Origin of the sequence: Agrobacterium sp. CFBP2214 (genome assembly GCF_030209895.1) — a bacterium.
Taxonomy (GTDB): domain Bacteria; phylum Pseudomonadota; class Alphaproteobacteria; order Rhizobiales; family Rhizobiaceae; genus Agrobacterium; species Agrobacterium radiobacter.
The window spans coordinates 39,764-63,333 of the sequence record NZ_JARVRC010000006.1 but is presented as its reverse complement, the minus strand read 5'-3'; the positions used below and the strand labels follow the sequence as shown (position 1 = coordinate 63,333).

20 protein-coding genes are annotated in these 23,570 nt (G+C 58.9%); 11 read left to right on the top strand and 9 right to left on the bottom strand.

What is annotated here, in order from left to right:
* Positions 1-40: 40 nt before the first annotated feature.
* Complete coding sequence (locus QRN60_RS16020) at positions 41-1,306, bottom strand: ABC transporter substrate-binding protein (protein ID WP_111818024.1); 1,266 nt, start codon at positions 1,304-1,306, stop codon at positions 41-43.
* Positions 1,307-1,574: 268 nt separating this feature from the next.
* Here QRN60_RS16020 and QRN60_RS16015 point away from each other — a divergent pair, with 268 nt between their 5' ends.
* The 3 genes from QRN60_RS16015 (at position 1,575) to QRN60_RS16005 (ending at position 3,383) form a co-directional block, all read left to right on the top strand.
* The gene (locus QRN60_RS16015) at positions 1,575-2,588 is read left to right on the top strand and encodes a substrate-binding domain-containing protein (protein WP_111818023.1); all 1,014 of its coding nucleotides are present in this window, start codon (positions 1,575-1,577) and stop codon (positions 2,586-2,588) included.
* Positions 2,589-2,762: 174 nt separating this feature from the next.
* Positions 2,763-2,960 carry a hypothetical protein gene (locus tag QRN60_RS16010; protein ID WP_003506320.1) on the top strand — a complete coding sequence of 66 codons (198 nt, stop codon included), beginning with the start codon at positions 2,763-2,765 and terminating at the stop codon, positions 2,958-2,960.
* 228 nt (positions 2,961-3,188) lie between these two features.
* On the top strand, positions 3,189-3,383 hold the full coding sequence (locus tag QRN60_RS16005) for a hypothetical protein (protein ID WP_077998680.1): 195 nt from the start codon (positions 3,189-3,191) through the stop codon (positions 3,381-3,383).
* Here QRN60_RS16005 and QRN60_RS16000 read toward each other — a convergent pair.
* Complete coding sequence (locus QRN60_RS16000) at positions 3,352-3,933, bottom strand: DNA-3-methyladenine glycosylase (protein WP_020811977.1); 582 nt, start codon at positions 3,931-3,933, stop codon at positions 3,352-3,354. The genes QRN60_RS16005 and QRN60_RS16000 overlap by 32 nt on opposite strands.
* 93 nt (positions 3,934-4,026) lie before the next feature.
* Here QRN60_RS16000 and QRN60_RS15995 point away from each other — a divergent pair, with 93 nt between their 5' ends.
* The 4 genes from QRN60_RS15995 to QRN60_RS15980 all read left to right on the top strand — a co-directional run bounded on the left by QRN60_RS15995 (position 4,027) and on the right by QRN60_RS15980 (position 7,228).
* Positions 4,027-4,410 (top strand): hypothetical protein, encoded by a 384-nt coding sequence (locus QRN60_RS15995; protein ID WP_003506325.1) that lies wholly within the window; start codon positions 4,027-4,029, stop codon positions 4,408-4,410.
* A gap of 2 nt (positions 4,411-4,412) precedes the next feature.
* Entirely contained in the window at positions 4,413-5,192 is a 780-nt protein-coding gene (locus QRN60_RS15990) for an SDR family oxidoreductase (protein ID WP_099087176.1), read from the top strand.
* A 175-nt stretch (positions 5,193-5,367) separates the two neighbouring features.
* The gene (locus QRN60_RS15985) at positions 5,368-6,423 is read left to right on the top strand and encodes a L,D-transpeptidase family protein (RefSeq protein WP_162686964.1); all 1,056 of its coding nucleotides are present in this window, start codon (positions 5,368-5,370) and stop codon (positions 6,421-6,423) included.
* A 19-nt stretch (positions 6,424-6,442) separates the two neighbouring features.
* A complete protein-coding gene (locus QRN60_RS15980; RefSeq protein ID WP_003506330.1) occupies positions 6,443-7,228 on the top strand; it encodes a L,D-transpeptidase in 786 nt (261 codons plus the stop codon).
* A gap of 99 nt (positions 7,229-7,327) precedes the next feature.
* Here the strand turns inward: QRN60_RS15980 and QRN60_RS15975 are convergent, their stop codons facing one another.
* Both QRN60_RS15975 and aptA read right to left on the bottom strand, forming a co-directional pair.
* Entirely contained in the window at positions 7,328-9,148 is a 1,821-nt protein-coding gene (locus tag QRN60_RS15975) for a methyl-accepting chemotaxis protein (RefSeq protein ID WP_111792900.1), read from the bottom strand.
* Between the two features lie 143 nt (positions 9,149-9,291).
* Entirely contained in the window at positions 9,292-10,626 is a 1,335-nt protein-coding gene (gene aptA / locus QRN60_RS15970) for an omega-aminotransferase AptA (protein WP_111818022.1), read from the bottom strand.
* A 145-nt stretch (positions 10,627-10,771) separates the two neighbouring features.
* Here aptA and QRN60_RS15965 point away from each other — a divergent pair, with 145 nt between their 5' ends.
* From QRN60_RS15965 to QRN60_RS15950, 4 genes are all read left to right on the top strand, one after another.
* Positions 10,772-11,320: a cupin domain-containing protein gene (locus tag QRN60_RS15965; protein ID WP_003506334.1), complete on the top strand. Its 549-nt coding sequence runs from the start codon at positions 10,772-10,774 to the stop codon at positions 11,318-11,320.
* Between the two features lie 618 nt (positions 11,321-11,938).
* Positions 11,939-12,619, top strand: a complete 681-nt coding sequence (locus QRN60_RS15960; RefSeq protein WP_003506336.1) for a sugar transferase — start codon at positions 11,939-11,941, stop codon at positions 12,617-12,619.
* Positions 12,620-12,813: 194 nt separating this feature from the next.
* Positions 12,814-14,073 (top strand): polysaccharide biosynthesis/export family protein, encoded by a 1,260-nt coding sequence (locus QRN60_RS15955; RefSeq protein ID WP_087745626.1) that lies wholly within the window; start codon positions 12,814-12,816, stop codon positions 14,071-14,073.
* 7 nt (positions 14,074-14,080) lie between these two features.
* Positions 14,081-15,349: an O-antigen ligase family protein gene (locus QRN60_RS15950; protein ID WP_111792898.1), complete on the top strand. Its 1,269-nt coding sequence runs from the start codon at positions 14,081-14,083 to the stop codon at positions 15,347-15,349.
* Here QRN60_RS15950 and QRN60_RS15945 read toward each other — a convergent pair.
* The 5 genes from QRN60_RS15945 to QRN60_RS15925 form a co-directional block, all read right to left on the bottom strand.
* The gene (locus QRN60_RS15945) at positions 15,346-15,840 is read right to left on the bottom strand and encodes a hypothetical protein (RefSeq protein ID WP_003506345.1); all 495 of its coding nucleotides are present in this window, start codon (positions 15,838-15,840) and stop codon (positions 15,346-15,348) included. The genes QRN60_RS15950 and QRN60_RS15945 overlap by 4 nt on opposite strands.
* 84 nt (positions 15,841-15,924) lie before the next feature.
* A complete protein-coding gene (locus QRN60_RS15940; protein ID WP_003506347.1) occupies positions 15,925-17,283 on the bottom strand; it encodes an HlyD family type I secretion periplasmic adaptor subunit in 1,359 nt (452 codons plus the stop codon).
* Positions 17,284-17,291: 8 nt separating this feature from the next.
* A complete protein-coding gene (locus tag QRN60_RS15935; protein ID WP_129567321.1) occupies positions 17,292-19,499 on the bottom strand; it encodes a type I secretion system permease/ATPase in 2,208 nt (735 codons plus the stop codon).
* Positions 19,500-19,580: 81 nt separating this feature from the next.
* On the bottom strand, positions 19,581-21,599 hold the full coding sequence (locus QRN60_RS15930; RefSeq protein ID WP_099087169.1) for a hypothetical protein: 2,019 nt from the start codon (positions 21,597-21,599) through the stop codon (positions 19,581-19,583).
* A 151-nt stretch (positions 21,600-21,750) separates the two neighbouring features.
* A complete protein-coding gene (locus tag QRN60_RS15925) occupies positions 21,751-22,707 on the bottom strand; it encodes a hypothetical protein (protein WP_003506352.1) in 957 nt (318 codons plus the stop codon).
* Positions 22,708-23,570: the final 863 nt, after the last annotated feature.

The following is a 23,570-nucleotide window of genomic DNA, read 5'->3' as shown; positions in this document are numbered from 1 at the left end:
GGGAAACGCTCAGGCGAGACCGCTTCCCACACGGGCCGGATTACCAGCCGTTGCCTTTGAGATCGGTCAATTCGACTTCAAGGAGCTCAAGGTTTTCCGCCGCCGTGCCGTTGCCGGAGAGCGTGTTGTGCACGGCACCCCAGAATTTGGCCGAAACCTCGTTGTATTTCACCTTCGCCGAGGCAGAGGGGCGTGGAACGGCGGTCTGGAAAATCGGCTTCCATGTCGGCATGAAAGGCTGCGCGTCCGCGACATCCTTGTCGTCGTAAAGCGAGGCGATCGTGGGCATGTTGGAAAGCTGGATCGCACGCATCTTCTGGGTATCCTTCGATGCGAGGAACTTCACAAGTTGGATGGCAGCTTCCTGATCGTCGGAATATTTCGAAACGGCGAGGTTCCAGCCGCCGAGCGTTGAGGCGGGTGCCGCACCCTCTTCACCGGCCGGCAACGGCGTGACGCCGAATTTGCCCTTGATGGCGCTGTCGGCACCGTTTCCAAGCGCATAGGCATAGGGCCAGTTGCGCATGAAGACGGAATTGCCGGTCTGCCAGACGCCGCGTGCTTCCTCTTCCTTGTAGGCAAGCACGCCCTGCGGCGCGATGGTGCCGACCCAGCCCTTGGCGGCTTCGATCGCGGCTGCGGCTTTCTCGTTGTTGATGGAGATGTCGCCGTTGGTCTCAACGATATGACCGCCACCGGCTGATGCAATCCATTCCAGCGCGTTGCAGGTCAGACCTTCATAGGCGCTGCCCTGGAAGACGAAGCCCCAGAGGTCCTTCTGCCCGCCTTCGCGTTCCTTGTCCTGAATTTCCTTGGCGGTCTCGCCCAGTTCCTTCCAGGTTTTCGGCGGCTGCTTGCCGTATTTTTCCAGAAGGTCCTTGCGGTAGAACAGAGCGGGTGCATCGGTGAACATCGGCATGGCGACGAGCTTGCCGTCCACGGTCTGTGACGCCACGATGGAGGGGAAATGATCGCCAATGACATCCTTCGTCGCTTCGGTCAGATCCACGAATTGGTCGGAGAGCTGCGGCGCCCAGATCACGTCCGTCTGGTAGACGTCGACATCCTTGTTACCCGCAGCAAGCCATAGCCGGTACTGGCTGAACTGCTCACTGGACGATGACGGCATGGTGACGAGATTGACCTTGTGGCCGGTCTCTTTTTCGAAGGCGGCGATCCGCTCCTTGAAAAATGCAATGTTCTTGCCGGTCGAGTTGGCGGCGATGGAAAGTTCGGCCGCCTGCGCCGAAACTGCTGCGGAAAGTACGCTGCCGCACAGGAACAAAGTCTTCATGGAAATATTCATTGTCAAACTCCTCCGTTGACGCTTCCGATTGTCCTCAAAATTGAAAGCGCTTTTGACTGGCGTGAGGCTCTCAAAAGCGGATCAATCTGTCAATACTCTTTCTAATTGTGTGAAAACCCGGCATTTCCGACGACGGTTTTGCGGTGTTTGCTTTTCGAAATGACCGACTGTAAGGTTTTAGATGGATAAAAATTGAAATCGTTTTCAATTATTGTCCGCTTGAAAAATCTGCGGCGGCAACGCATGCAGAGGCAAATTGGCGAAAAACATGAAACTCAAGGAATTCGCAGAAAAGGTTGGGCTATCGCCCACCACCGTCAGCCGTGCGCTTGGCGGCTATCCCGAGGTGCGCGAGGAAACGCGGCAACGGGTGATGGAGGCTGCGCTGAAATACGGCTACCGGCCGAATGCCAACGCCGTCAGGCTGGCAACGGGCAGGGCGGGCGCCATCGGCGTCGTCATGGGCCGTTCGGGCGGCGGGCATTTCTTTTCAGAATTCATGGGCGGCATGGCGACCCGTCTGGAACAGGAAGAAACCGACATTCTCGTCAGCGTCACCGTCGACAATAATCTCGATGAGGAGCTGGCGATTTTCAGCCGGCTGGCGGCGAGCGGCCGGGTGGATGGCATCATCGTGCATTCGCCGCGCCCCGAGGATGAGCGCATCGCGCTGCTTCACCGGCTGGGCGTGCCCTTCATCGTGCATGGCCGCTCCAAGACGCCGTTCGAACATGCCTGGCTTGATATCGACAACCACGATGTAACCTATCGACCAACGATCCATTTTCTGGAGCGCGGCCATCGCCGCATCGCCCTAATCAACGGTCCCGTCGGCCGCACCTTCGTTCAGGACCGCGAGCAGGGGTTCAGGGATGCGCTGGCCACCCATCGCATCACGCCCGATCCGCGTTTCATGATGAACGCGCATTTCAGCGAAGATACCGCCTTCCGCTTTGCCCGCTCGCTGCTGGAACAGACGCCGCGCCCGACGGCCTTCGTCGCGGGCGCGATGATGACGGCGCAGGGTGTCTATCGCGCCGCCACGCAGATGGGGCTGGTGATCGGCAAGGACGTTTCCGTCATCGCCCATGACGACGTGTTTCCCTATCTGACGCCGGAAAGCATGATGCCGCCGCTTTCCACCACCCGCTCGCCCATGCGCATGGCGGGCATTCGGGTGACGGATCTGTTGTTGCAGATCATCGGCGGTCGTCCTGTGCGCGAGGTTCAGGAATTGTGGCCGGTCGAACTGATCCTGCGGGAATCGGTCGGCCCTGCCTGAGCTTCTCGTCATAGCTCACTGATTCCACTCCGTTTTGTGAACGTCAGTTGATAACGTTCGCCTTTCGTCATCTATACGTCCGCGCCGTCTCATGTATAATCCGAACAGTTACGGGTGTTATGGAACAGGACCCGGGCCGGCGCGTTGAGGGGACGTGTCGAAGGAGGTGGACGGATGTTTGAATTTTTAAAACCGCAACAGCAGACTGTGATCGATGACGTCGAGGCAACCGGCACCTATGCCGATGCGCTGCTCAACGTTCCGAGCCCGGAACTTTCCCGTTCGACCGCGCGCGAGCATGGTCACGAGGCTCATTCCCGCGATTATTGCGAAAACCGCGATATTTCCCGCAGCGCGCTCGGTTTCGCCTGAGCGTCGCAAAAACTTCCTTAAAAAAACGGAACGGACAGGCCGTGCCCGCGTTTCCCTGTACAACCCGCTGGGCGGCGCAACCGGACCGAAGGGACCTGACCGGCATTTGACCGATGGGCGAATTGGGTGTCGCGCCGCCCGATTGGCGACGGCGCGAAGGCGTTGTCCCGAGAGATAAAAACGCAGCTTGTGTCCATTGCGGCAAAGCGTGTTTATCAGGAGGCCGCGATGCCAGCCGTTCCCGTCGAACCCTATCCCGAACCGCCGATGCCCGTGCCGCCGCAGCCGGACATACCGCCGGTGGAAGAGCCGGAACCCGATAGGTTGCCGGACGAGGTGCCGGTACCCAACCCCGACGAAAATGACGGGCCGCCGAAGGTGCTCTCGTCTTTCACGGGTCTCCATTCTGGAATTTCTTGCTGACGAAAGCCGAGCCCTTGAGCCCGAAGCGCCACGGGTATTCCGTCGCGCGGCTGATGCCGATTCGCCTGCCGCTGGTGATGGCGGCGGCTTCTTTCGGCAACCGCAGGAAAAACGGCGGTGCGTTCAACGGCGCGCCGTCCATCTCTCCCGTAATCGCGAGCGCCTGGCAAAGTCGGCCCGGGCCTGAACAGAGAAGTTTCGGCTTGTCAGTTCCCCGGCGCAGTTTCATCATGTCTATACCGGTGATCGGCTCGATGGCGCGCAGAAGCACGGCGGAACCCGGAGCGCAGACAAAGTTGGCGCACCAGTGAATGCCGTAGGACCGGTAGACATAAAGACGGCCGGCCGGGCCGAACATCGCCCTGTTGCGAGGGGTCTGCCCGTTGAAACTGTGGGATGCCGGGTCGTCCGGATGATAGGCTTCGGTTTCCACGATGATGCCGCCGGTATTGCCGATGCGGAACTCCGCGCCGATGAGGGCGCGGGCCACATCCACCGCATCGCGCAGGAAGAAACTCTCCTGCATTTCCGGACCAAAGGCCTCATCCATCCGGAACCCCTTCCGCTCTGTGTCGTTCTGAAGTCAGCTTATTCGTTTCCCCGCACCGGTTTTGTCGGTGCTTTCCAAGCCGGAGGGCATGTCATGCAACTTTCGACGACCTATGTAAAACGCAATAACGGGGTTATCTCCGTCGAGTTCGTCGGCAGCGACGGTGACCAGGTCTCTGTTCGCCTTGCCGATGGTCTTGAAGGGATCGACGATGCGGAGGCCATCAAACGGGCAAGTGCGGTGATGGTGCAGCTCACCGCCTTCGGAACACGCCATGGCGCGGATGCGCCTTCGCAATTTTCCGCTCTCGGCACGGCGCAGGATGAAGCTCCGCACGGCCAGGCGAGCGCCCGCACATCGAAGGATCGCGACATTCTGGAGGAGGAGTTGGAAGAGGGGCTGGAGGAAAGCTTTCCAGCCAGTGATCCCGTCTCGGCGATCGGCACCTCCATCGCCTCCAGAAAGGGAGGCCTGTAACATTGGCTGACGGCAAAGTCGCTCTCGTCACCGGTGCCGGCTCCGGCATCGGCCGCGCTGCCGCCCTTCATCTGTCTGCGGAGGGGTTCTCGCTCGGCCTGCTTGGCCGCACCGAATCGGAATTGAACGATGTCGCGCGGGAAATAGGCGCCGCATCCGGTTCGTCGAAGGTCCTTGTGGCCGATGTGGCGAATGAGGAGGCTATGCGTCATGCGGTCGCAGCACTGGTTGGGGCTTTCGGGCGGCTTGATGTCGTGGTGGCGAATGCTGGCGTCAACGGCGTCTGGGCACCCATCGATGAATTGAAACCGTCCGAATGGGACGACACGATCCGCATCAACCTGCGCGGCACCTATCTCACCGTTCATGTAAGCGTGCCGCATCTGAAGGCGGCCGGCGGCGGATCCATCGTCATCATCTCGTCGATCAATGGTACGCGCACCTTCACGTCGCCCGGCGCTACCGCCTATTCCGTGACGAAAGCCGGACAACTTGCCATGGCGCAGCAACTGGCGCTGGAACTGGGGCGTCACCGTATCCGCGTCAATGCGGTGTGTCCCGGCGAAATCGAAACGGCAATCGACGAAAATACCGATATACGCGGGCGGGAAAAAACGGAGGTTCCTGTCCGTTTTCCCGCCGGGGACATTCCTGTGACCGGCGGCGTGGCCGGAACGAGCGACGACGTCGCCGCGCTGATCGGTTTCCTGGCGTCGGATGCATCCCGTCACATTACCGGCACGCCGGTATGGATCGATGGCGGCCAGGGGCTGCTCCGATAATCACGGCATCCAAGCTCAGCGCCAACGGCATCACGGGCTTGTGTCCCTATGATTAACGAATGGGTAACGTCTGTTCACGAGACTTTGTACATGGGCGAGGTTGCCGTGTTGTGGCCACCTTCGATAGTTAAGCGTCTGCCGGAAAGGCGGGCAAATCAGGCGGGCAGAACAATCCATGGGCATGCAGGCATTGCTGGATTTCGCGGTTGCGGGGTTGCGGCATAAGGTAAAGGCAGGGGCAAGAATGGCTGCGGTCGTCGCGATCGGCGGCGGTCTTGCGGCGTGCACCTCCATGGGCGTCGACAGTGTCAAGAAAGACCCGCCGAAACTGTCGTCCAAGATGATGGCGCAGATGTCGGCCAAGAGCATGCGCCCGGAAAGCCCGGTCCTCGTTCGTATTTTCAAGCAGGAGAGCGAACTCGAGGTCTGGAAGGTCGACAAGACAGGAAATTACGCGCTCCTCAAGTCCTATCCCATGTGCCGCTGGTCGGGAAAGCTCGGCCCCAAGATGAAGACTGGTGACCGGCAGGCGCCGGAAGGTTTTTATCATGTCTCGGCCGGCATGCTGAACCCGAACTCACAATATTACGTTTCCTTCAATCTCGGTTATCCCAACCGGCTGGAATCGGCGCTCGGTTACACCGGCGAGGCGCTGATGGTGCACGGCGCCTGCTCCTCTTCCGGCTGCTACGCCATGACCGACGCTCAGGTGGGTGAGATTTACGCTATCGTCGCGCGTGCATTGCAGGGCGGACAGGACCGCTTTCAGGTGCAGGCCTATCCCTTCCGCATGAGCGCCCGGAACATGGTGGCGCATCGGGATGATCCTAACATGCCGTTCTGGAAGACGCTGAAGGAAGGTTACGACTATTTCGAGGTGACGCGCCGGCAGCCCAAGGTTTCCGTCTGCGGCCGCCGTTATGTCTTCAACAGTGAATTTGCTGGCGGCGAGCCTGCCGATCCGCTGGCGGCGTGCCCGCCGGCCGTCAACCAGCAGGATCCGCTGGTGGCGTCAAAACTCGGTGAAGAGCAACAAAAACTTGCCGCCGCGATGAGCGAGGGAACTTCTGCCTCCCTCAGCGCGTATGTGGACGGCGGCATGCATCCAAGCTTCCGGGCCATTCTGAAATCCAGCGGCGCCAAGGCCATGGCATCGCAGGTTTCCGGCACGAAGTACCCTATCAGCCGCCCAGAGGCGGCGCTGGCAGATCCCTTTGCCAGCGTGAGATGACGTAAATGAGGTTTTTCAATTGAACGAGACGACAACGACCCGGCGGGGTTTCCTGCTTGGAGCAGGTGGACTGGCGCTTGCCGGCCTTGCGGGCTGCAACACAACGGCGCGTGAGGCCGCCCGGCCCGCGGCACCTGCCGAAGACCCGATGTATGCCGCCATGTACGGTCCGAGGCCTGACGAGCAGTTCCCGCTGCCGGAAATCCCCTATAAGCGGATTCCGCGCCAGTTCCTGCGGCAGATGGTGGCGAACCCGACCGGTGAACGCCCCGGCATCATCGTGGTCGATACGGCCAATCATTTCCTCTATCTCACCTATGAGAATGGTCAGGCCATGCGCTATGGCGTCGGTCTCGGCCGTGCAGGCTTCGAATGGTCCGGCCGCGGCGTCATTCAGTACAAGCGTCAATGGCCGCGCTGGACGCCACCCGATGAAATGGTCGCCCGCCAGCCGGAACTGGAACCCTATAGCAGCCGTAACGGCGGTATGGAGCCGGGCCTCAAGAACCCGCTCGGCGCGCGTGCGCTCTATATCTTCAAGGATGGCAAGGATACGATCTACCGCCTGCACGGCTCGCCTGAATGGTGGACCATCGGCAAGTCGGTCTCATCAGGCTGCGTGCGCCTGCTGAATCAGGATATCATCGATCTTTATAACCGCGTGCCTGACGGTACGCCGATCGTCGTGACGGCACTCGGCCCTGCGCAGCAGGGCGTGCCGATCGGCCAGGAAGGTGTGCCCGTGGCGCAATACGGCAATGGCGTGATCGGCGACGGCCTGTCGCAGCCGACACAGGCTTATTGATCAAGAAACGTTCACCTCACGGCGCAGGCGCGCCGTGAGGGTGGCCCGCCTCAAGGACTGTATGATGCGAGGCGATGTTCTCGCGTTTCACCATTGCTCTCACGCAACTCGGCGTGTCTCTTCCCGGCTGCCAGTAATTTCCATCTCAAGACGGAAACGCGATACCAGCGCGCGGAGCTTTGCCGTTTCGGCGGCAAGTGTTGCGGAAGCGGCGGTGGATTGTTCCACCATGGCCGCATTCTGCTGGGTGGCGTGATCCATCGAGTTTACGGCCGCGTTGATCTCCGCAAGGCCGGTCGATTGTTCGGCGGCCGATGTGGCTATCGCATTCATATGGCGGTCGATGCCGGCAATGCGTTCGCCGATATCCTTCAGCGCCGTTCCGGTATCGAGAACCAGCTTCACACCGCTTTCCACCTCGACGGATGACTGGCGGATATGATCGCGGATTTCACTTGCGGCCTTTGCCGCGCGCTGGGCGAGATCGCGCACCTCCTGCGCCACCACGGCAAAGCCCTTGCCGGCCTCGCCGGCGCGGGCGGCTTCAACGCCAGCATTCAGCGCCAGAAGATTGGTCTGGAAGGCGATCTCGTCTATGACGCCGATGATGCCGGTGATCTGCCGCGACGAGGTCTCGATGCGGCGCATCGCCTCTTCGGCATGGCCGACCACTTCGACCGATTTCAGCGCGCTTTCGTTGGCGTCTGTGGCGGCGAGCCTTGCTTCTGCGGCGCGCTTGTTGGCGTTCGACACGTTGACCGTGATTTCATCGAGCGCAGCGGCCGTCTGTTCAAGGGAGGCGGCCTGATTTTCCGTGCGGCGGGAAAGATCGCCGGCGCCGGCGGCGATCTCGCGGCTGCTACCGTCGATGGTGCCGATGCCATCGGAAATGGCGAAGAGCGTTTCGGCCAGTTGCCGCACCGAGCTGTTGAAATCGTGGCGCAGGGCTTCAAATTGCGGGGCAAAGGCATCGTCGAGCTGGAAGGCCAGATCACCCGATGCGAGCCGCTTCAGGCCGGCCGCGAGGCCGGAGGTGGCGATGCGCAGCCGCTCGGAAGCATCTTCCTCCGCCTGCCGCCGCGTTTCCTCCTGGTCGGCTTCCGCCTGCCGGCGGGCGGAAGCTGCCTGCTCTTCGAGCGCCCGGTTGGCGATGGCTGCCTGCCGGAATATCTCGACCGCGCCGGACATGGAGCCGATCTCGTCCCTGCGGTCGGTGCCGGAGGGCGGTTGCGACGTATCGCCGGCCGCCAGGATTTCCATATTCTTCGACAATTGCAGAACGGGGAGGATGATTGACTTGCGGGTGAGGAGGAAAAGTCCGGCGGAGAAAAGCACGGCTAGAACCAGCAGCCCCTTCAAAACGAGGTTGATGGTCGCCTTGGTCTTTTCGCTTTCGGCCGAGGCGGCGTCGGAAAGGGCTTCGATCTGGTCGCCGGCTGTTTCCATCGCTTTTTCAAGCGCCGAAAATTGCCGCGTGAATTCGGGCATCAGTTTGAGAGCCTCTTCCTGACGGGCGCCGGCAAGGCCGACAACCGCATTTGCGGCATCGATATAAGCAAGAAGCGGTTTTTCGGCGCCGTCGATGACGGCCCTGACGTTCGTACCGGCTGACAGAGACCTGTTTTCCTCGATCATTTGCCGGAAGGTGGATTCATGTTCCGCGAGATCGGCTTTTACCGCATTCAGCTCCAGGCCCATCCCTTCATCGGAAGAAAGGATGGCGGCGAGCACGTCGGAACGCAGCGCGTCGTGCATCATGTCCGCTTGCATGTGGTTGCGAAGTACATGGGCCGAAAGCGCCACATATTCGCTATTACGGTTGAGCGTTTCCGTTGCCCACATGCCGACACCTGTGGCGCTGCCGGCGATGAAAAAGATGGCGACGCTTGCCAATATTGTCTTCTGCTGTATCGACGCCATGGAACGCTCCCGCGCTGTTGGTTATGCTGCGAAAAAATAATAGAATATGCTTAATAAATGATCTATTTCGCTCTGCTCTTGATAAAAGCAAAAAAAAGGCTGCAATTTTTATTGCAGCCTTTGCTTTATTAGAAGTTTATACTTTAATTTGCGCGTTTCAGTGCATCGCCGAGGATTGAGACAATATCGTCGAAATGGGATTTTTCGGCGATCAGCGGCGGTGAAAGGGCGATGATATCGCCGGTGACGCGAATAAGCAGGCCGCGCTCGAAGCAATCCGTAAAGACATCATAGGCGCGTGCGCCGGCAGCACCTTCGCGTGACTGCAGCTCGATACCGGCGATGAAACCGATGGTGCGGATGTCGATGACGTTGGGCAGGCCCTTCAGGGAGTGGATGGCGTCGTGCCAGACATCCTGCAACTCCGCCGCGCGGGTGAAGAGGCCCTCATCGCGGTAGATGTCGAGCGTCGCGATGCCGGCGGCGCAGGCTACCGGGTGGCCGGAATAGGTATAGCCATGGAACAGCTCGATCTGGTTTTCCGGCCCATGCATCAGCGCATCATGCACCTTGCGACTGGTGAAGACCGCGCCCATGGGGATCGCGCCGTTGGTCAGGCCCTTGGCCGTGGTGACGATATCTGGCGTAACGCCGAAATAGTTACTGGCGAAGGTGGAGCCCATGCGGCCGAAACCGGTGATGACCTCATCGAAAATCAGCAGAATGCCGTGCTTGTCGCAGATGGTGCGCAGGCGTTCCAGATAACCTTTCGGCGGCACCAGCACGCCGGTGGAGCCGGCCACGGGTTCGACGATGCAGGCGGCGATGGTTTCCGCGCCATGCAGGGCGACCAGGCGTTCCAGATCGTCCGCAAGCTCTGCGCCGTGCTCGGGCTGACCCTTGACGAAGCTGTTGTTCGCCGGATCATGCGTGTGGCGCAGATGGTCTGCGGGGATCTGCGGGAAAACGCGGCGATTGTTGACAAGGCCGCCCACGGAGATACCGCCGAAACCGACGCCATGATAACCGCGTTCACGGCCAATCAGCCGGCTGCGGGTGCCCTGGCCGATGGCACGCTGATAGGCGATGGCGATCTTCAGCGCCGTATCGACCGATTCCGATCCGGAGCCCGTGTAGAAGACGCGATCAAGCTTCGCTCCTTCCGGGCCGGGCGCGATTTCCGCCAGCCGTTCGGCAAATTCAAAGGCAACCGGGTGTCCCATCTGGAAGGAGGGTGCGTAATCCATGGTCGAAAGCTGGTGCTTTACGGCAGAGGCGATCTGCTGGCGGCCGTGGCCGGCATTGACGCACCATAGGCCAGCCGTGCCGTCGAGAACCTGGCGGCCGTCATTGCTGGTGTAGTACATGCCTTCGGCGCTCGTCAGCAGGCGGGGATTGGCCTTGAACTGCCGGTTGGCGGTAAACGGCATCCAGTAGCTGTCGAGTGAGGTGGAATTGGATCGGCTCGGATTGTCCATGGTGGTCTCCTGTTCGTTGCCGGTGATTGAAAGCTATTTTTGCGACTGAACAAGCCCTTTTCTCTCTGTGGCCAAGTCATTGAAAATGCTATAGGCATCAACACGTATTTTCGATATTTCGAACAAGGGCAACGGGGGCTCGGGCATGTCGGTGGATATAGGTGGACGTTTGCGGCATTTGCGGCTGCGCCATAATATTTCCCAGCGGGAACTGGCAAGACGTGCCGGTGTCACCAATTCGACGATTTCGCTGATCGAATCCAACACCTCCAACCCATCCGTCGGTGCGCTGAAGCGCATTCTTGACGGTATACCGATCGGTCTTGCCGAGTTTTTCGCTTTCGAGCCGGAGACAAGCCGGAAGGCCTTTTACCGGGCGGATGAACTGGTCGAAATCGGCAAGGGGCCGATCTCCTTCCGGCAGGTAGGGGAAAATGTTTTCGGCCGCAGCCTGCAAATCCTGAAGGAATGTTACCAGCCGGGCGCCGATACCGGCAAGGTGCCGCTGGTTCACGATGGGGAAGAGGGGGGCATCATTCTCTCCGGGCGTCTGGAAGTGACGGTCGATGATGAGAGGCGGGTGCTCGGGCCGGGGGATGCCTATTATTTCGAAAGCCGCAGGCCGCACCGATTCCGTTGTGTGGGTCCCGTGCCGTGCGAGGTCATCAGCGCTTGCACTCCGCCAACCTTCTGATTCCAGCGGATTTGGCGCTTAGCGCCGCTCGTGAAACGGCTGAGAGGGTGAGGTGGAGAGAATTCGATTGTCAGCTCTTGCATTTTTGCGTAGCTGCCATGATCAGAACGCACTGTCGCGCCACTATTTTGCCGTCTTTGCGCCCTTCTTGCGATTTTTCCATCGTTTTTTATTGGCGCAGTGGCAATGTCGGGCAAAAAAATCCCAGCCAATATGTCAAATTTTATATGCATTGCCACAATCTTGCTGCGCTGCAACAAACTTTAATAGTCTTTTACGGGCATGTCTGTTCTTGGCGTTCCTGTCTCATCTGCGCAAGTCATAAGAAACACATAAGAAAAGACTGTAGACGGCACAAAACCCAATACATGCCGGCGCGACACCCATGCTCTCAACACATGGCCGCCCGCCCATTTGTTGCTTTTTTATGCAACCGTTAATATTGCCCGGACGTTAATCGGCCGCTCGCGCAAGAAATCGCATAGACGGTTATGGGCAATGTGCCTTACAAAAAATCCATTAGCATCAAATTCCGAACACAGACTTGTTATCTCTTTTAGACGGAAAGACGCGCCTCCGGGCACCGACCAATCGCAAAACATAAATGGAGTTCTCTCTATGAAGTCCGCGACCCAATCGGCTGAACAGACACTCAGCAGCTCCGAAGATTTCGATGTCAGTTTCCCTATCGGGGGCATCGCAAAACGCAGCTTCGATATGACATCGGCTGCACTTGCGCTGCTCATCTTCAGCCCGATATTCCTGTTGATCGCCGCGCTGGTGAAATTGTCTGATCCCGGCCCGATCTTTTATGGCCACCGGCGTGTGGGACATAATGGCCGCTATTTCCATTGCCTGAAATTCAGGACGATGGCGATGAACGGCGATGAGATTCTGCGGCAATATCTTGCCGCCAATCCGGAAGCCGCCGAAGAATGGCGCGCAACCCGCAAGCTCAAGAACGATCCGCGTGTTACGGCCGTCGGCGCCGTGCTGCGCAAGCTCTCGCTTGACGAACTGCCGCAGCTCCTCAACATCATCCGCGGCGAAATGAGCGTGGTTGGCCCACGCCCGGTCGTCGATGAGGAACTGAGCTATTATGAAAGTGCTGCCGCTTATTATCTCAGCACCCGTCCAGGCCTGACCGGCCTGTGGCAGATCAGCGGCCGTAACGACGTCTCCTACAAGACCCGCGTCGCTTTCGACACGCAATATGTCCAGAACTGGTCGATGCGGCAGGATGTCTTCATCATCGTCAAGACCATTCCCGCCGTGTGCCTTTCACGCGGAAGCTACTGAAAACCGATATTGAGTTCGGCTTTATCGATCTTCGTTTCGACACGCACCCCGACCGGGATCCCAAGTCCGGTCTTTGGGTGCGTCATTGGTGCTAATCATACCGGCCGCTTTTTGCGGCGCTGCGCAGCCGGCCTTGCCCGGTTGCGCGACGGCCGGACCGCCTGCATGGCGATCCGCTAACAGGGAGTTTCCCGATGAACGGCCTTATTGCTGCCGCCCACCGCCCGTTTGTGGCCCTCGTTCTTGCCGCTTCCGTCGCCCTTGCCGCGCCGCTCTCCGCACTGGCTGCGGATGGCGCTCAATATAAGCTCGGTACCGCCGACAAACTGCGTATCCGCGTTGCCGAGTGGCAGCCGGCCGATGGCAGCATCCGCAACTGGGACGTCATCAACGGCGATTATTCCGTCGGCCCGTCTGGTGCGTTGTCTCTGCCTTTCATCGGGCAGCTGGATGTCGCGGGCAAGACGCCCTCGGAAGTCAGCGAACAGATCGGCGCGCAGCTTCAAAGCAAGTTCGCCCTTCGCAACCTGCCTTCGGCCTCCGTCGAAATCGCCCAGTTCCGGCCGATCTTTCTGAGCGGTGATGTGCAGACGCCGGGTGAATATCCCTATGCCGCCAATCTTACCGTGCTGAAGGCCGTCAGCCTTGCCGGCGGCTTGCGACGCTCCGACGCCGGGCAGCGTTTTGCCCGTGACTTCATCAATGCCCGTGGCGATGCCGCGGTTTACGACAACCAGCGGGCAAGGCTGCTCGCGCGTCAGGCGCGGCTGATCGCCGAGGTCAAGGGTGACACGACCATCGCCAAGACGCCTGAAATGGAGAAGATCAGCGAGATCGACGTGCTGCTGGCCAGCGAGAGCGCGCTGATGAAATCGCGAACCGACCGTTACACCCTGCAGCTCAAGGCGCTGACCGACCTGCATGCGCTTTTGCAGAGCGAAGTTGAATCCCTGAAGAAGAAATCAGAGACACAGAACCGCCAGCTGCAGCTTGCCAATGAGGACCGCGACCGCGTCAACCGGCTGAACGAGCAGGGGCTTGCGTTGTCGCAGCGGCGTATTTCCGCGGAAGAACGCGCGGCGGAGGTGGAATCCACCCTGCTTGATATCGATACGCAGTCGCTGCGCGCCAAGCAGGACATCAACAAGGCGACCCAGGACGAAATCAACCTGCGCAACGACTGGGTGGCGCAGCGCTCCAAGGAATTGCAGGACACCGAAGCGGAACTCGACAAGCTCAATCTGCAGCTGACTACCAGCCGCGAATTGATGTCGGAAGCACTGGCGCAATCGGCCGAAGCGATCCGTTTCGATCCGTCGGGCAAGTCCGCGACGATCAGCTATGTCGTGGTGCGTGAGGAAAACGGCAAGCCGAAGGAAGTGAAGGTGGATGAAAACGCACTTCTCCAGCCCGGCGACGTCATCAAGGTCTCGTCCGAAATCCTGATGCAGTGAGGCTTTCATGCGGATCGCCAAATCGGCGCTGATCGATCCCGAACGCAATGAAATCTACGGAATGACGGCGGTTGCGCTGTCATTCTTCGTTTTCGCCTATTCGTCGCGTTTCGGGCAAATCTCGGTTCTGGCCTATTATGGCATGTGGCTGCCGCTGGTGGTGGTCGATTACCGGCGCGTGCTCGGCAACTATCCGCGTTATCTGTGGATTTTCGCCTTCGGCATTTTGACGGTTCTGTCCAGCTTCTGGTCGGAAGCTGCGTCGGTGACCATGCGCGCCTCCATCCAGTATATGACGCATATCGTCTGCGCGCTGATCGCGATGCGGGTGATCTCGATCCGGACGCTGACGCGTGGCGCGCTTATCGGCATCGCCGTCGTTCTGCTCTATTCGCTGCTGTTCGGCATCTACCTCTTTGATGCGCTTGACGGCACCTACAGTTTCGTCGGCGCTTTCTCCTCCAAGAACCAGCTCGGCTTTTATGCCTCGCTCGGCGTCATCTTTGCCGCCGCGTCGGTGCTGGTGCTCAAGCAAAGGGGCATCTGGCTGCCGGTTGCCGGCGTCACCGGGCTCCTGTCGGCCTATAGCCTCCTTGCGTCGCAATCGGCCACATCCACTATTACCACGGCGGCGGTGGTCGCCCTCATCATCGGCTTCATTCCCATCGGCATGCTTTCGCCGGCGAACAGAAAGATGACGTTTTTCGCGCTCGGTGGACTCGGCGCATTGCTGGTGGTCGCTTCCCTGCAATTCGGCCTGCTCGACGCCATTCTCGGCATTTTCGGCAAGGATTCGACGCTGACCGGCCGAACCTATCTCTGGCAGCAGGGCATCGAGGCGGCGAAACAGACGCCAATCCTCGGCGTTGGTTATCAGGGGTTCTGGGTCGCGGGTTTTCCCGATGCCGAACGCCTGTGGAACGATTTCTTCATTACCGGCCGCACCGGCTTCCACTTCCATAATACCTATATCGAAACCGTGGTGGAAAACGGATTCGTTGGCATGCTCCTGCTTGCCATGGTGCTTTACGGAACGTTGCTCGGGCATCTGCGCTCGGTGCTGATGCGCAAGAGCGACCCGCAGGGCGTCATCCTGTTTGCAATCTGCGCCCTGTTTGTCGTGCGTTCCTTCGTGGAGATCGACATCATCTTCCCCTACCAGATAGGCTCATTCCTGCTTTATTTCGCAGCCGGGAAACTGTGCCTCCCGGCAAGGGCCGCAGAGGGTAGCGAGCCTCACCCGGCGATCGGCATGCGGTTACAGACGAGAGCCTAGAGATAATCCGCCGAGACATGCGGACTGGCGTGGATGAAACTCCACATGTCCTTGCTGACCTCCACGATGTCGGCGATTGATTTTTCCAGCTGGCCGATTTCCTTCTCGTCCATGCGCTCGACCTTGCCGTAACGCACCTGGCTGTCATCCTCCACCAGCCGCATCAGCTGTGTGCTGGCGATTTCGCCCTTCTCGTCGAAGGAATAGATGCAGTGATTGTATTTGTTGCGCGTCTTCGCTTCCTTCTTCAGCCGCGCCATGATGGAGAGGATCGTCTTGCGATCCTTCGCATCGGTGGAGGGAAGCTTCGCCAGGCGCTCGATGAGATCCATACGCGCCCGCGTGGTGTTGAGGGTCAGGAACACGACGATGGCCGCTTCCTTCTCCACTTTCAGGAGATGGACGATCAGATAGATCATCAGGCTTTCGGTGTTGGTCCACACGTAATTCAGCCTGCCGACCAGCAGCAATACGTCCGACATCACCGCCATGCCCGCTTCTCCCACCCCAAAGAATTATACGGGCATTATATGCCGACAGGGGCGGGATTGACAGTGTAAATCCCTGTTATCTCTTCATCTTTCCTTGAAGGCGCGGGACATGCTGTCGGAGATCGGCTTGGTCAGATATTCGAAGAAGGTACGCTCCGAGGTCTGGATCAGCACGTCGGCGGGCATGCCGGGCACGGGATGGAAATTATGGACCTTGGCGATCTCTTCGTCAGGTATCTGGACGCGCACGATATAGACGTCCTTGACCTGCAGGCCGGCATTTTCCTCGATGCTATCGGCTGAAACGTAGAAAACCTTCCCATTCAGAACCGGCGTGGTGCGGCGGTCGAGTGCCGAGAGGCGGATCGCGGCGGTCTGCCCCTCATGCAGCTGGTCGATGGAGGTCCTGAGCACCTGTGCCTCGAGGATGAGGGGAACATGGGCGGGCAGGATTTCCATGATCGGCTTGCCTGTCGTGATGACGCCCCCAGGCGTGTGATAATAGGCGCGTACCACGGTGCCGTTGACGGGAGAGCGGATGATGGTGCGTTCCAGCACTTCGGCTGCGCCGCGCACCTGTTCGCGCACGCTGTCTAGATCGGATTCAGCAATTTCCAGCGCGTCGAGCGCCGCCTGCTTGTTGGCGTTGACGGCGATGATCGCTTCCTGCCTGAACTTGGCGATCTCCGCCTCACTCTGGTTCATTTCGCCGCTCAGCCGGGCGATGTCACCCATCACATCGGCAATGGCGCGCTCCAGCGCCAGCATGTCGGTCTTGCGGATGACGCCATCCTTCGCGAGCCTCTCCTTGGAATCGCGCTCCTGCGTCAAAAGTGCCAGTTGCCGGTCGAAGGACTGTTTTTGTCCGTCATAACCCGCATAGCGGAACTCCAGCGACCGGATGTTCTTGTCGATCAGGTTGAGCTGTTCCTCCAGCTTGACGAGCTTGCTGTGAAACACGATGTTCTGGCTCTGGATGATGGCGTTGATGTCAGGATCGCCGGCTTCCTTCATGACGATATCAGGCACCTTGAAGCCCTTTTCCCCCTGCGCTTCGGCGCGCAGGCGCGTGACGATGGTTTCGAGGCGAAGCCGTCTCATCTGCAACATGCGTTCATTGGCAAGCGCCGTCGTCTTGTCCAGCGTCAGAAGAACGTCGCCTTCCTTGACTGTCTCACCTTCGCTGATCATCATTTCCTTGATGATGCCGCCTTCGAGATGCTGGACGACCTTGTTGTTACCGGTGGCGACGAAACTACCCTGGGCGATGATGGCAGAGGAGAGCGGTGCCGTGCCGGCCCAAAATCCGAAACCACCGAAGGAAGCGAGCAGCACGGCAAGACCGATCGAACTATGCAGGCGGATCGAGCGCGGCACTTCGCTATACCATTCGAGCTGGCCCTGGGGTTTGATTTCGGCAACGGCATTTTTCTTCTTGAACATGACGGTCCTCAACCCTCGATCTGCGGGGACTGGCTGGCCGGGCGGCCATTGCCGGAAAGCGCCTTCAGCACATCCATCCTTTCGCCGAACATGGCGACCGATCCGTCCTTCAGCACCATGATCTTGTCGACGCATTGAAGAAGCGCCGGGCGCTGGGTGATGGTGACGGTGGTGATGCCCTGTCTTTTGGCGTGCAGCAGGGCTTTGGCCAGCGCCTGTTCGCCCTGCGTATCCAGGTTGGAGTTCGGCTCGTCCAGCACCACGAATTTGGGGTCGCCGAAGAAGGCGCGGGCAAGCGCGATGCGCTGTTTCTGGCCGCCGGAAAGCGGCGCGCCGTCGGCGGCGACCACGGTCTCATAGCCCTGCGGAAAACCGGCGATCAGCTCATGCACATCGGCCAGTACCGCTGCCTCGTAAATCTGCCGGTCCTCGATATCGTCGCGCATGCGGCAGATATTGGCCTTGATGGTGCCCGGAAAAAGCTGCACGTCCTGCGGCAGATAGCCGATGCTTTCACCGAACTGCCGCTGGTCCCAGTTGCGCAGATCCATGAGGTCAAGGCGCACATTGCCTGAAGTAGGCAGGATCGAGCCGACCAGCATCTTGCCGAGCGTCGTCTTGCCGGAGCCGGAATTGCCGATGATGGCAAGCGATTCCCCCTTTTTCAGCGAAAAGGAGATGCCGTTCAGGATCACCTTCTTCTGCGGCGGCGGCACGAAGAGGATGCGCTCCACGTCGAGACGCCCTTCCGGATTGGGCAGGCGCAGGCGCGGGAAATTCAGCGGCGAATTGACTAGAAGCTGCTTGATGCGGCCATAGGCGGCGGCCGATTTGTTGAATTGGTGCCAGCCTTCGATTGCCCCTTCGATGGGCGCCAGCGCACGGCCGGAAATGATGGAGGCTGCAATCACCATGCCGCCGGTCAGTTCACCTGATAGCGACAGATGCGCGCCCCAGCCAAGCAGCGCCACCTGGGTGATCATGCGCGCCGCCTTGGAAACGCCCGAGAACATGATGTTGCGATCCTGCGCCGCCACATGAGATTTCAGGGACCCTGCGGTTTCGCGCCCCCACATCTTCACCGCTTCCGGTATCATCGCCAGCGCATTGATGATCTGCGAATTGCGTGACATGGAGTCGAGGTGGAAATTGGCGCGGCTGAGATAACCGGACGCCTCGGAAAACTGTCTCGCGGTGAAGCGCTGGTTCAACCAGGCGATAATGAACAGCACGGCGCAGCAGACCATGATGATGATGCCGAGATGCGGATGGACGAGATAGACCACCACGATAAAAAGCGGCATCAGCGGTGCGTCGAGAAAGGCGATGAGGGTGCCGGAGGTGATGAACGAACGCAATTGCTGCAAGTCCTGCAATGTCTGGTAGTCCTTGCCGCTGCCATGCAGGGAGGCGCGGGCGGCGGCCGAAAGGATCGGCGCGCCAAGCTGTACCTCAAGTTCGACGGCGGTTCGCATCAGGATGAAGCGGCGGATGGCGTCCATGAAGGCTTGCAACAGAACCGCGCCGAGCACGGCAACCGTCAGCATGACAAGCGTATCCATCGAGCGGCTGGTCAATACTCGGTCGGAAATCTGGAACAGATAAAGGGGGATGGCGAGCAGCAGGACGTTGATGGCGACGGTGAACAGCATCACCACCACCATGTTGCGTCGCACGGCGGCGATGCCCTTGGCGAGACTTGCGGCGAAGTTGATCGGCTCGCTGCGCTTATGGAAACCGCTCTCGCTTCCGCCACCGCCACCGCCGCCGCCGCCGCCACCGCCATTGTCCGTCGGTTCCTTGCCGCCACCACCCGTTACCGGCCGGCGCTCGTTTTCACGGATCGGCCCTTCATTGTTATCGATGGTCTTGACGAAAGGCAGGTCGGTATTGTCGATCTTGGCATGTGGTTCCGGCGGAGAGACGGGTTGCCGGTCCTGCTGAGGCGCCGGCTTTTCCGGGGGAACGTCGCGTAGCTGTTCCGCCTGTTCTATTTTTGCATGAGGTTGGGGAAGAGATTGTGGGGGAATGATCTGCGTTGGTGATGAAATGGTTTTTGCGGCCTGTTCCGCGCCGGATAATTGGCGCAGGTTTTCGACGGCTTCATTGATGGCTGAAATACAGGCGTCCGTTAGTTTGCTGTCTTCCGCCTCCTGATCCAGCGGCAAGTCCAGCGAGCGTCCGTCGGCAATGGTTTTTCTTGAAATATGATCCATTTTTTATCGGTCCCCTCGGTGATCTCACGGTGTTTGCGGTTCGGCCGTGACGGGACGCGATTGTCGCCCCGCCAGCCAAATCTACGCGGTCACCGCCTGCATGACGTCGGCCGAATGTCCGTTCGACCATGACAGGTCGTGACCGGCATTGATGACGCCATCGGATTCGTTTTCGATGGTGGCGGGATCGTCGTGAAGAAAGGCGATGACCTCGTTTGCCAGCTGACCCTGCTGGGGTTGCGACGTGTCGTTTTCGATGATGCCGCCCTGAATAAGGATGGCATCGGAATAAACGCCGCCGGCGACATAGGTGGTGGAGCCAAAGCTGTCGTAATCGACGATCTGCGCCAGATTGACGACGGCGTTGCTGCCGGTATCGATGTGGACGGTGGCGTCCTCGTTGTTTTCGAGAACCTTGGCGGCTGCCTGCGTCACGTCGTCGGAATCGCCCAGCACGCTCACCTGCTTGATGATGCTGACATCATAAAGATTGCCGGTGATATAGAGGACGTTCAGCCCCTCATAGCCGGCGAAATTGACGTCATGAGCCAGCGCATCCGGCATGTTGGGGTCGCGCGCGTTGATCGCGTTGACCGTCTGCGTCATGTAATCAGGCATGGTTTCAAAACGGTCGTTGCTGCCAACATTGTGAATGGCGGCATCGTTCCACAGAAGGTTGTTGCCGGACTGGATGGTGGCGCCATCAGGCGCATCGGGATTGGCGCGCGCCCAGTCATTGTCGTAAAGCACGGCGATCTGGCTGATCAGGTTCATGTCCAGCACATTGCCGCCGACGATGATCAGGTCGTATTGCATGCCGATGCCGAGGAAATTCGCAATGTTGAGCGCGGCGTTGCCGCCCGTCAGCAGACTGACGGTAGCGCCCGAGGTGGTTATCGTCATCGTGTCGTTGTCGCTGACGAACTGGTATTGCTCGATCCAGTGCACGAAGGAAACGTCGCCTTCCAGCACGCTGACACGCCAGGCGGTGGGGAATATTGGGGGGGCGCCCGTTTCCTGGCTGTCCGCTGCTGCGTTTTCCGCGCCGGGATAGATGGTGCGCTCGAAGCTGGCGATGTTGAAGGCAACCGTCGCCGCCTGATCTTCCGAGTGTGTGAACACGGAGTCGATCTCGTCCCGGTCGCTATAGATATAGGCCTGGGTGATGGCGTCGATCTGATGATAATCGCCCATGACGGCGGTCACCGAAGTCATGACGCCTGTATTGACCAGAGTAGCGATGTTGGCGACGACGTTGGCGCCTGCGGCGACATCAAGGCTGTTGCCGGCCGGGCTATCCTCATGCAGCGAAACATCGCTCTTTTCCGGCTCTTCCGGCGGCTTGGCGATACCGCGATCGGGCATGTAGTCATCAAGCATCGGCTTTTCGCTGGCTATCGAGCCATTGACGTAAATACCGTCGACATCGTTGCCGGCCAGAACGAAATCCTGGTCCGCACCGGTGCCAAGCGAGGTGACATCGTTTTCGCGGGCATGGTCGATATAGTCGTGCGCGGATTTGGCGAGCGCCTGCAGCGCATCGTAACTGTCGGTGCGCTGGAAAACGGAAAAAGGCGTAAAGATAGCTGCTTCATTGTAGAACTCGACGGTACGCTCTGTCACGAAGCTGGTGTCGCGCCACACATAGGGGCCATCAGTCATGTTCAGATAGTCGTCGTCCTGAAGAATATTGACCTGCGCTACATGCGCGATGACCGAGCCGGGGCCGGGGTGAACCACCAGTTCATATTCTTCCTCAAAGGAAAGGCGGCCCGGGAAGCGGAAATGAGCGGCGGAAATATCGACCGGAATGGCATTTGCAAGCTGCTGCATGTCGTATTCGACAGCGCGGGCGAAATGCGGTCGGATATAGTCAAAATCATAATAGCCGGCGCTGTATTTGACGCCGGGGTCGTAGTCCTGCAGCGGCACGTCGTAGTTCTTGTCGAGCAGCTTTGCCGCTTCATCGTCCGGCAGGCGGTCCGGATCAGAACGTGCCGGGCCCTCGCTATAGTTGGTTCTCAGACGCGCATCCTCGATCACCGTGTCGAACAGGCCGATGAAATGCGCAATCATGTCCGAAATCTTGTCGATATGCATTGGAGGTCCCTCCCTGATCATCGCGGCAGAGCCTGGGGCTGCGCATGGCACACGTCTCAGAGGCGGTGCTTCGTTTTACGCAAACCCGGTCCTTCAACCGCGAACTGCACCGGCGGGTGCCGGTGCAGCTCTTTTCGTCAAGAGGTGGGTATCAGGAGTGATCCTCACCGACGTCAGAAACATGCGAGTTACCGCCTGTGATCGTGGCGTCAACTGCGTTGGAGAGCATGTTGGCACCCTGCACCAGTTCCAGATGGAAGCCGGAATTTGCAAGGATTGCCGATGCATCTGCAGTGCTGGTACCTGCGGCGTCGTCGCCGGCCTTGAGGTCCCATCCCTTGCCGTCGATGCCTTCGGCGCCGAAGGCGTCACCGGCATTGGCGCTCAGATGGTTTTCCGCACCGCCATTCTGCATCTTGATGTCATAGGCCTCATCCTGATCTGCCAGGTGGTTGGCCTGCACCATGCTGAAGCCGGTGTCGTTACCGTCGCCATTGAGCGAGCCGTTGAGGATGTTGTCAACGTCCAGCGTGAAGGAGAAGTCGTCACCGAGGTTGAAGGTGAGGTCTCCGCCGGCGATGCCGAGATTGCCGACATCCTTGACGCCCGTGATGTTGCCGAAGTCGTCATCCGACTTGTAGAAACTGTCAGCGGAGTTGAAGCTGTCGGAGGTCGTTGTGGTCTTGGTGGAGGTGTCGTTGTCGGAATAGTTGGACGTCTTCGTGTCCGTATCCGTAATGGTCTTCACATTGGTGTCGTTGTCGCTGTACGACTTGCTTTCATAGCTCCAGTCGTAGTCGACCTTGATATCGGTGTTGGTTTCGGTGCTCGTCTTGGTGCTCGTGTCGTTGTCGCTATAGGACTTGCTGTCATAGCTCCAGTCATAGTCGTTGTCGCGATTGTCACCGTTATTGGCGGAAACATCGACCTTGGCGTCAACATCCACATTGGTGCTGTTGTCGCTGTTGTCGTTGTTGCGGTTTTCACCGTTTGCGGTGCCGACGTTGCTGTCTTCCACCTTGGCGTCGTTGGTCGCCGTGTTGGCAAAACCATCGGAAAGCGCGCCGATCTTGGTGATATCGTCGCCGGACTTTGGATTATAACCCATTTCGATTTCCTCCGAAAAGCTCGGAGCAGCTTTCGAAATCCCTCTCATCTCAAACGGGATTTTTTCGCGCTTGCTCCTGATAGCATTAAGATTGATGTTTGCAGATGCACTCGGTACGCATCATCTGCGGTTCGGTATTGACCCGTGACCGGGCTCTTTTCGTTCAGCCCTTGTGCGCTACTCGGTAAAACGGCGCACAAATCCGTTCCTCGCTCCGATGGGGAGCGCGGTGGCTTTCGTCTTTTTCGCTTTGCATATTTCTTGAAAAGGGACCGGCGTTTTCAAACACACGTCAAGGCCGGAGGTGTCTTTCCATCGGCCGCCGTTCAGCGACGGTCAGACTGTGCCGCAGAAAAATTGCGCTTCCTAGATATCAATTCGGGCTAAACACATCGGCGCCCATCCCGAATATATATGTCGCGAGCGGTGGTCCGGCGGTCCGTTTCGCTGGTTTGGCCGTAGAAAAATGCCGCTGTGCCGGAAGAAACGCGGCTTTTCGAAAAACATGGTTTATTTCGGTGGGAAAAGGCCATTATCCCGAAACGGAACAGCTCCGGGGGTCTTTCGCCGGCGAGCTATGTAAAGGGATATCAACTAAAAGTTATATTTTCCAGGATTGCAAAACCACAGCGAAAGCTTTTCCGATGTGTTTGTTTTTGCAGCGGGTTACCGGATGAATGATTCTATCTCGGTGTAACCTATTTTGTATGTCAATTGTAAAAAATAACCCGTTTGGGCCATTTATTTACACAGCTTTTCGTATTAGCGTGTGTTAATTAACGGGTGATTAATAATAGTTGACATGGCCTGAGGCGGGGAGAGGCCCCTAAAGATCCAGGGGAAAGATACCCGACGGACAACAG

Coding starts and splice junctions, on each gene's coding strand:
- QRN60_RS15950 (WP_111792898.1), top strand. CDS start 14,081: ATGCGGATCGCCAAATCGGCGCTGATCGATCCCGAACGCAATGAAATC.
- QRN60_RS15925 (WP_003506352.1), bottom strand. CDS start 22,707: ATGGGTTATAATCCAAAGTCCGGCGACGATATCACCAAGATCGGCGCG.
- QRN60_RS15930 (WP_099087169.1), bottom strand. CDS start 21,599: ATGCATATCGACAAGATTTCGGACATGATTGCGCATTTCATCGGCCTG.
- QRN60_RS15965 (WP_003506334.1), top strand. CDS start 10,772: ATGTCGGTGGATATAGGTGGACGTTTGCGGCATTTGCGGCTGCGCCAT.
- QRN60_RS16005 (WP_077998680.1), top strand. CDS start 3,189: ATGCCAGCCGTTCCCGTCGAACCCTATCCCGAACCGCCGATGCCCGTG.
- QRN60_RS15955 (WP_087745626.1), top strand. CDS start 12,814: ATGAACGGCCTTATTGCTGCCGCCCACCGCCCGTTTGTGGCCCTCGTT.
- QRN60_RS15975 (WP_111792900.1), bottom strand. CDS start 9,148: ATGGCGTCGATACAGCAGAAGACAATATTGGCAAGCGTCGCCATCTTT.
- QRN60_RS16015 (WP_111818023.1), top strand. CDS start 1,575: ATGAAACTCAAGGAATTCGCAGAAAAGGTTGGGCTATCGCCCACCACC.
- QRN60_RS16000 (WP_020811977.1), bottom strand. CDS start 3,933: ATGGATGAGGCCTTTGGTCCGGAAATGCAGGAGAGTTTCTTCCTGCGC.
- QRN60_RS15995 (WP_003506325.1), top strand. CDS start 4,027: ATGCAACTTTCGACGACCTATGTAAAACGCAATAACGGGGTTATCTCC.
- QRN60_RS15935 (WP_129567321.1), bottom strand. CDS start 19,499: ATGGATCATATTTCAAGAAAAACCATTGCCGACGGACGCTCGCTGGAC.
- aptA (WP_111818022.1), bottom strand. CDS start 10,626: ATGGACAATCCGAGCCGATCCAATTCCACCTCACTCGACAGCTACTGG.
- QRN60_RS15960 (WP_003506336.1), top strand. CDS start 11,939: ATGAAGTCCGCGACCCAATCGGCTGAACAGACACTCAGCAGCTCCGAA.
- QRN60_RS15940 (WP_003506347.1), bottom strand. CDS start 17,283: ATGTTCAAGAAGAAAAATGCCGTTGCCGAAATCAAACCCCAGGGCCAG.
- QRN60_RS16020 (WP_111818024.1), bottom strand. CDS start 1,306: ATGAATATTTCCATGAAGACTTTGTTCCTGTGCGGCAGCGTACTTTCC.
- QRN60_RS15945 (WP_003506345.1), bottom strand. CDS start 15,840: ATGGCGGTGATGTCGGACGTATTGCTGCTGGTCGGCAGGCTGAATTAC.
- QRN60_RS15985 (WP_162686964.1), top strand. CDS start 5,368: ATGGGCATGCAGGCATTGCTGGATTTCGCGGTTGCGGGGTTGCGGCAT.
- QRN60_RS16010 (WP_003506320.1), top strand. CDS start 2,763: ATGTTTGAATTTTTAAAACCGCAACAGCAGACTGTGATCGATGACGTC.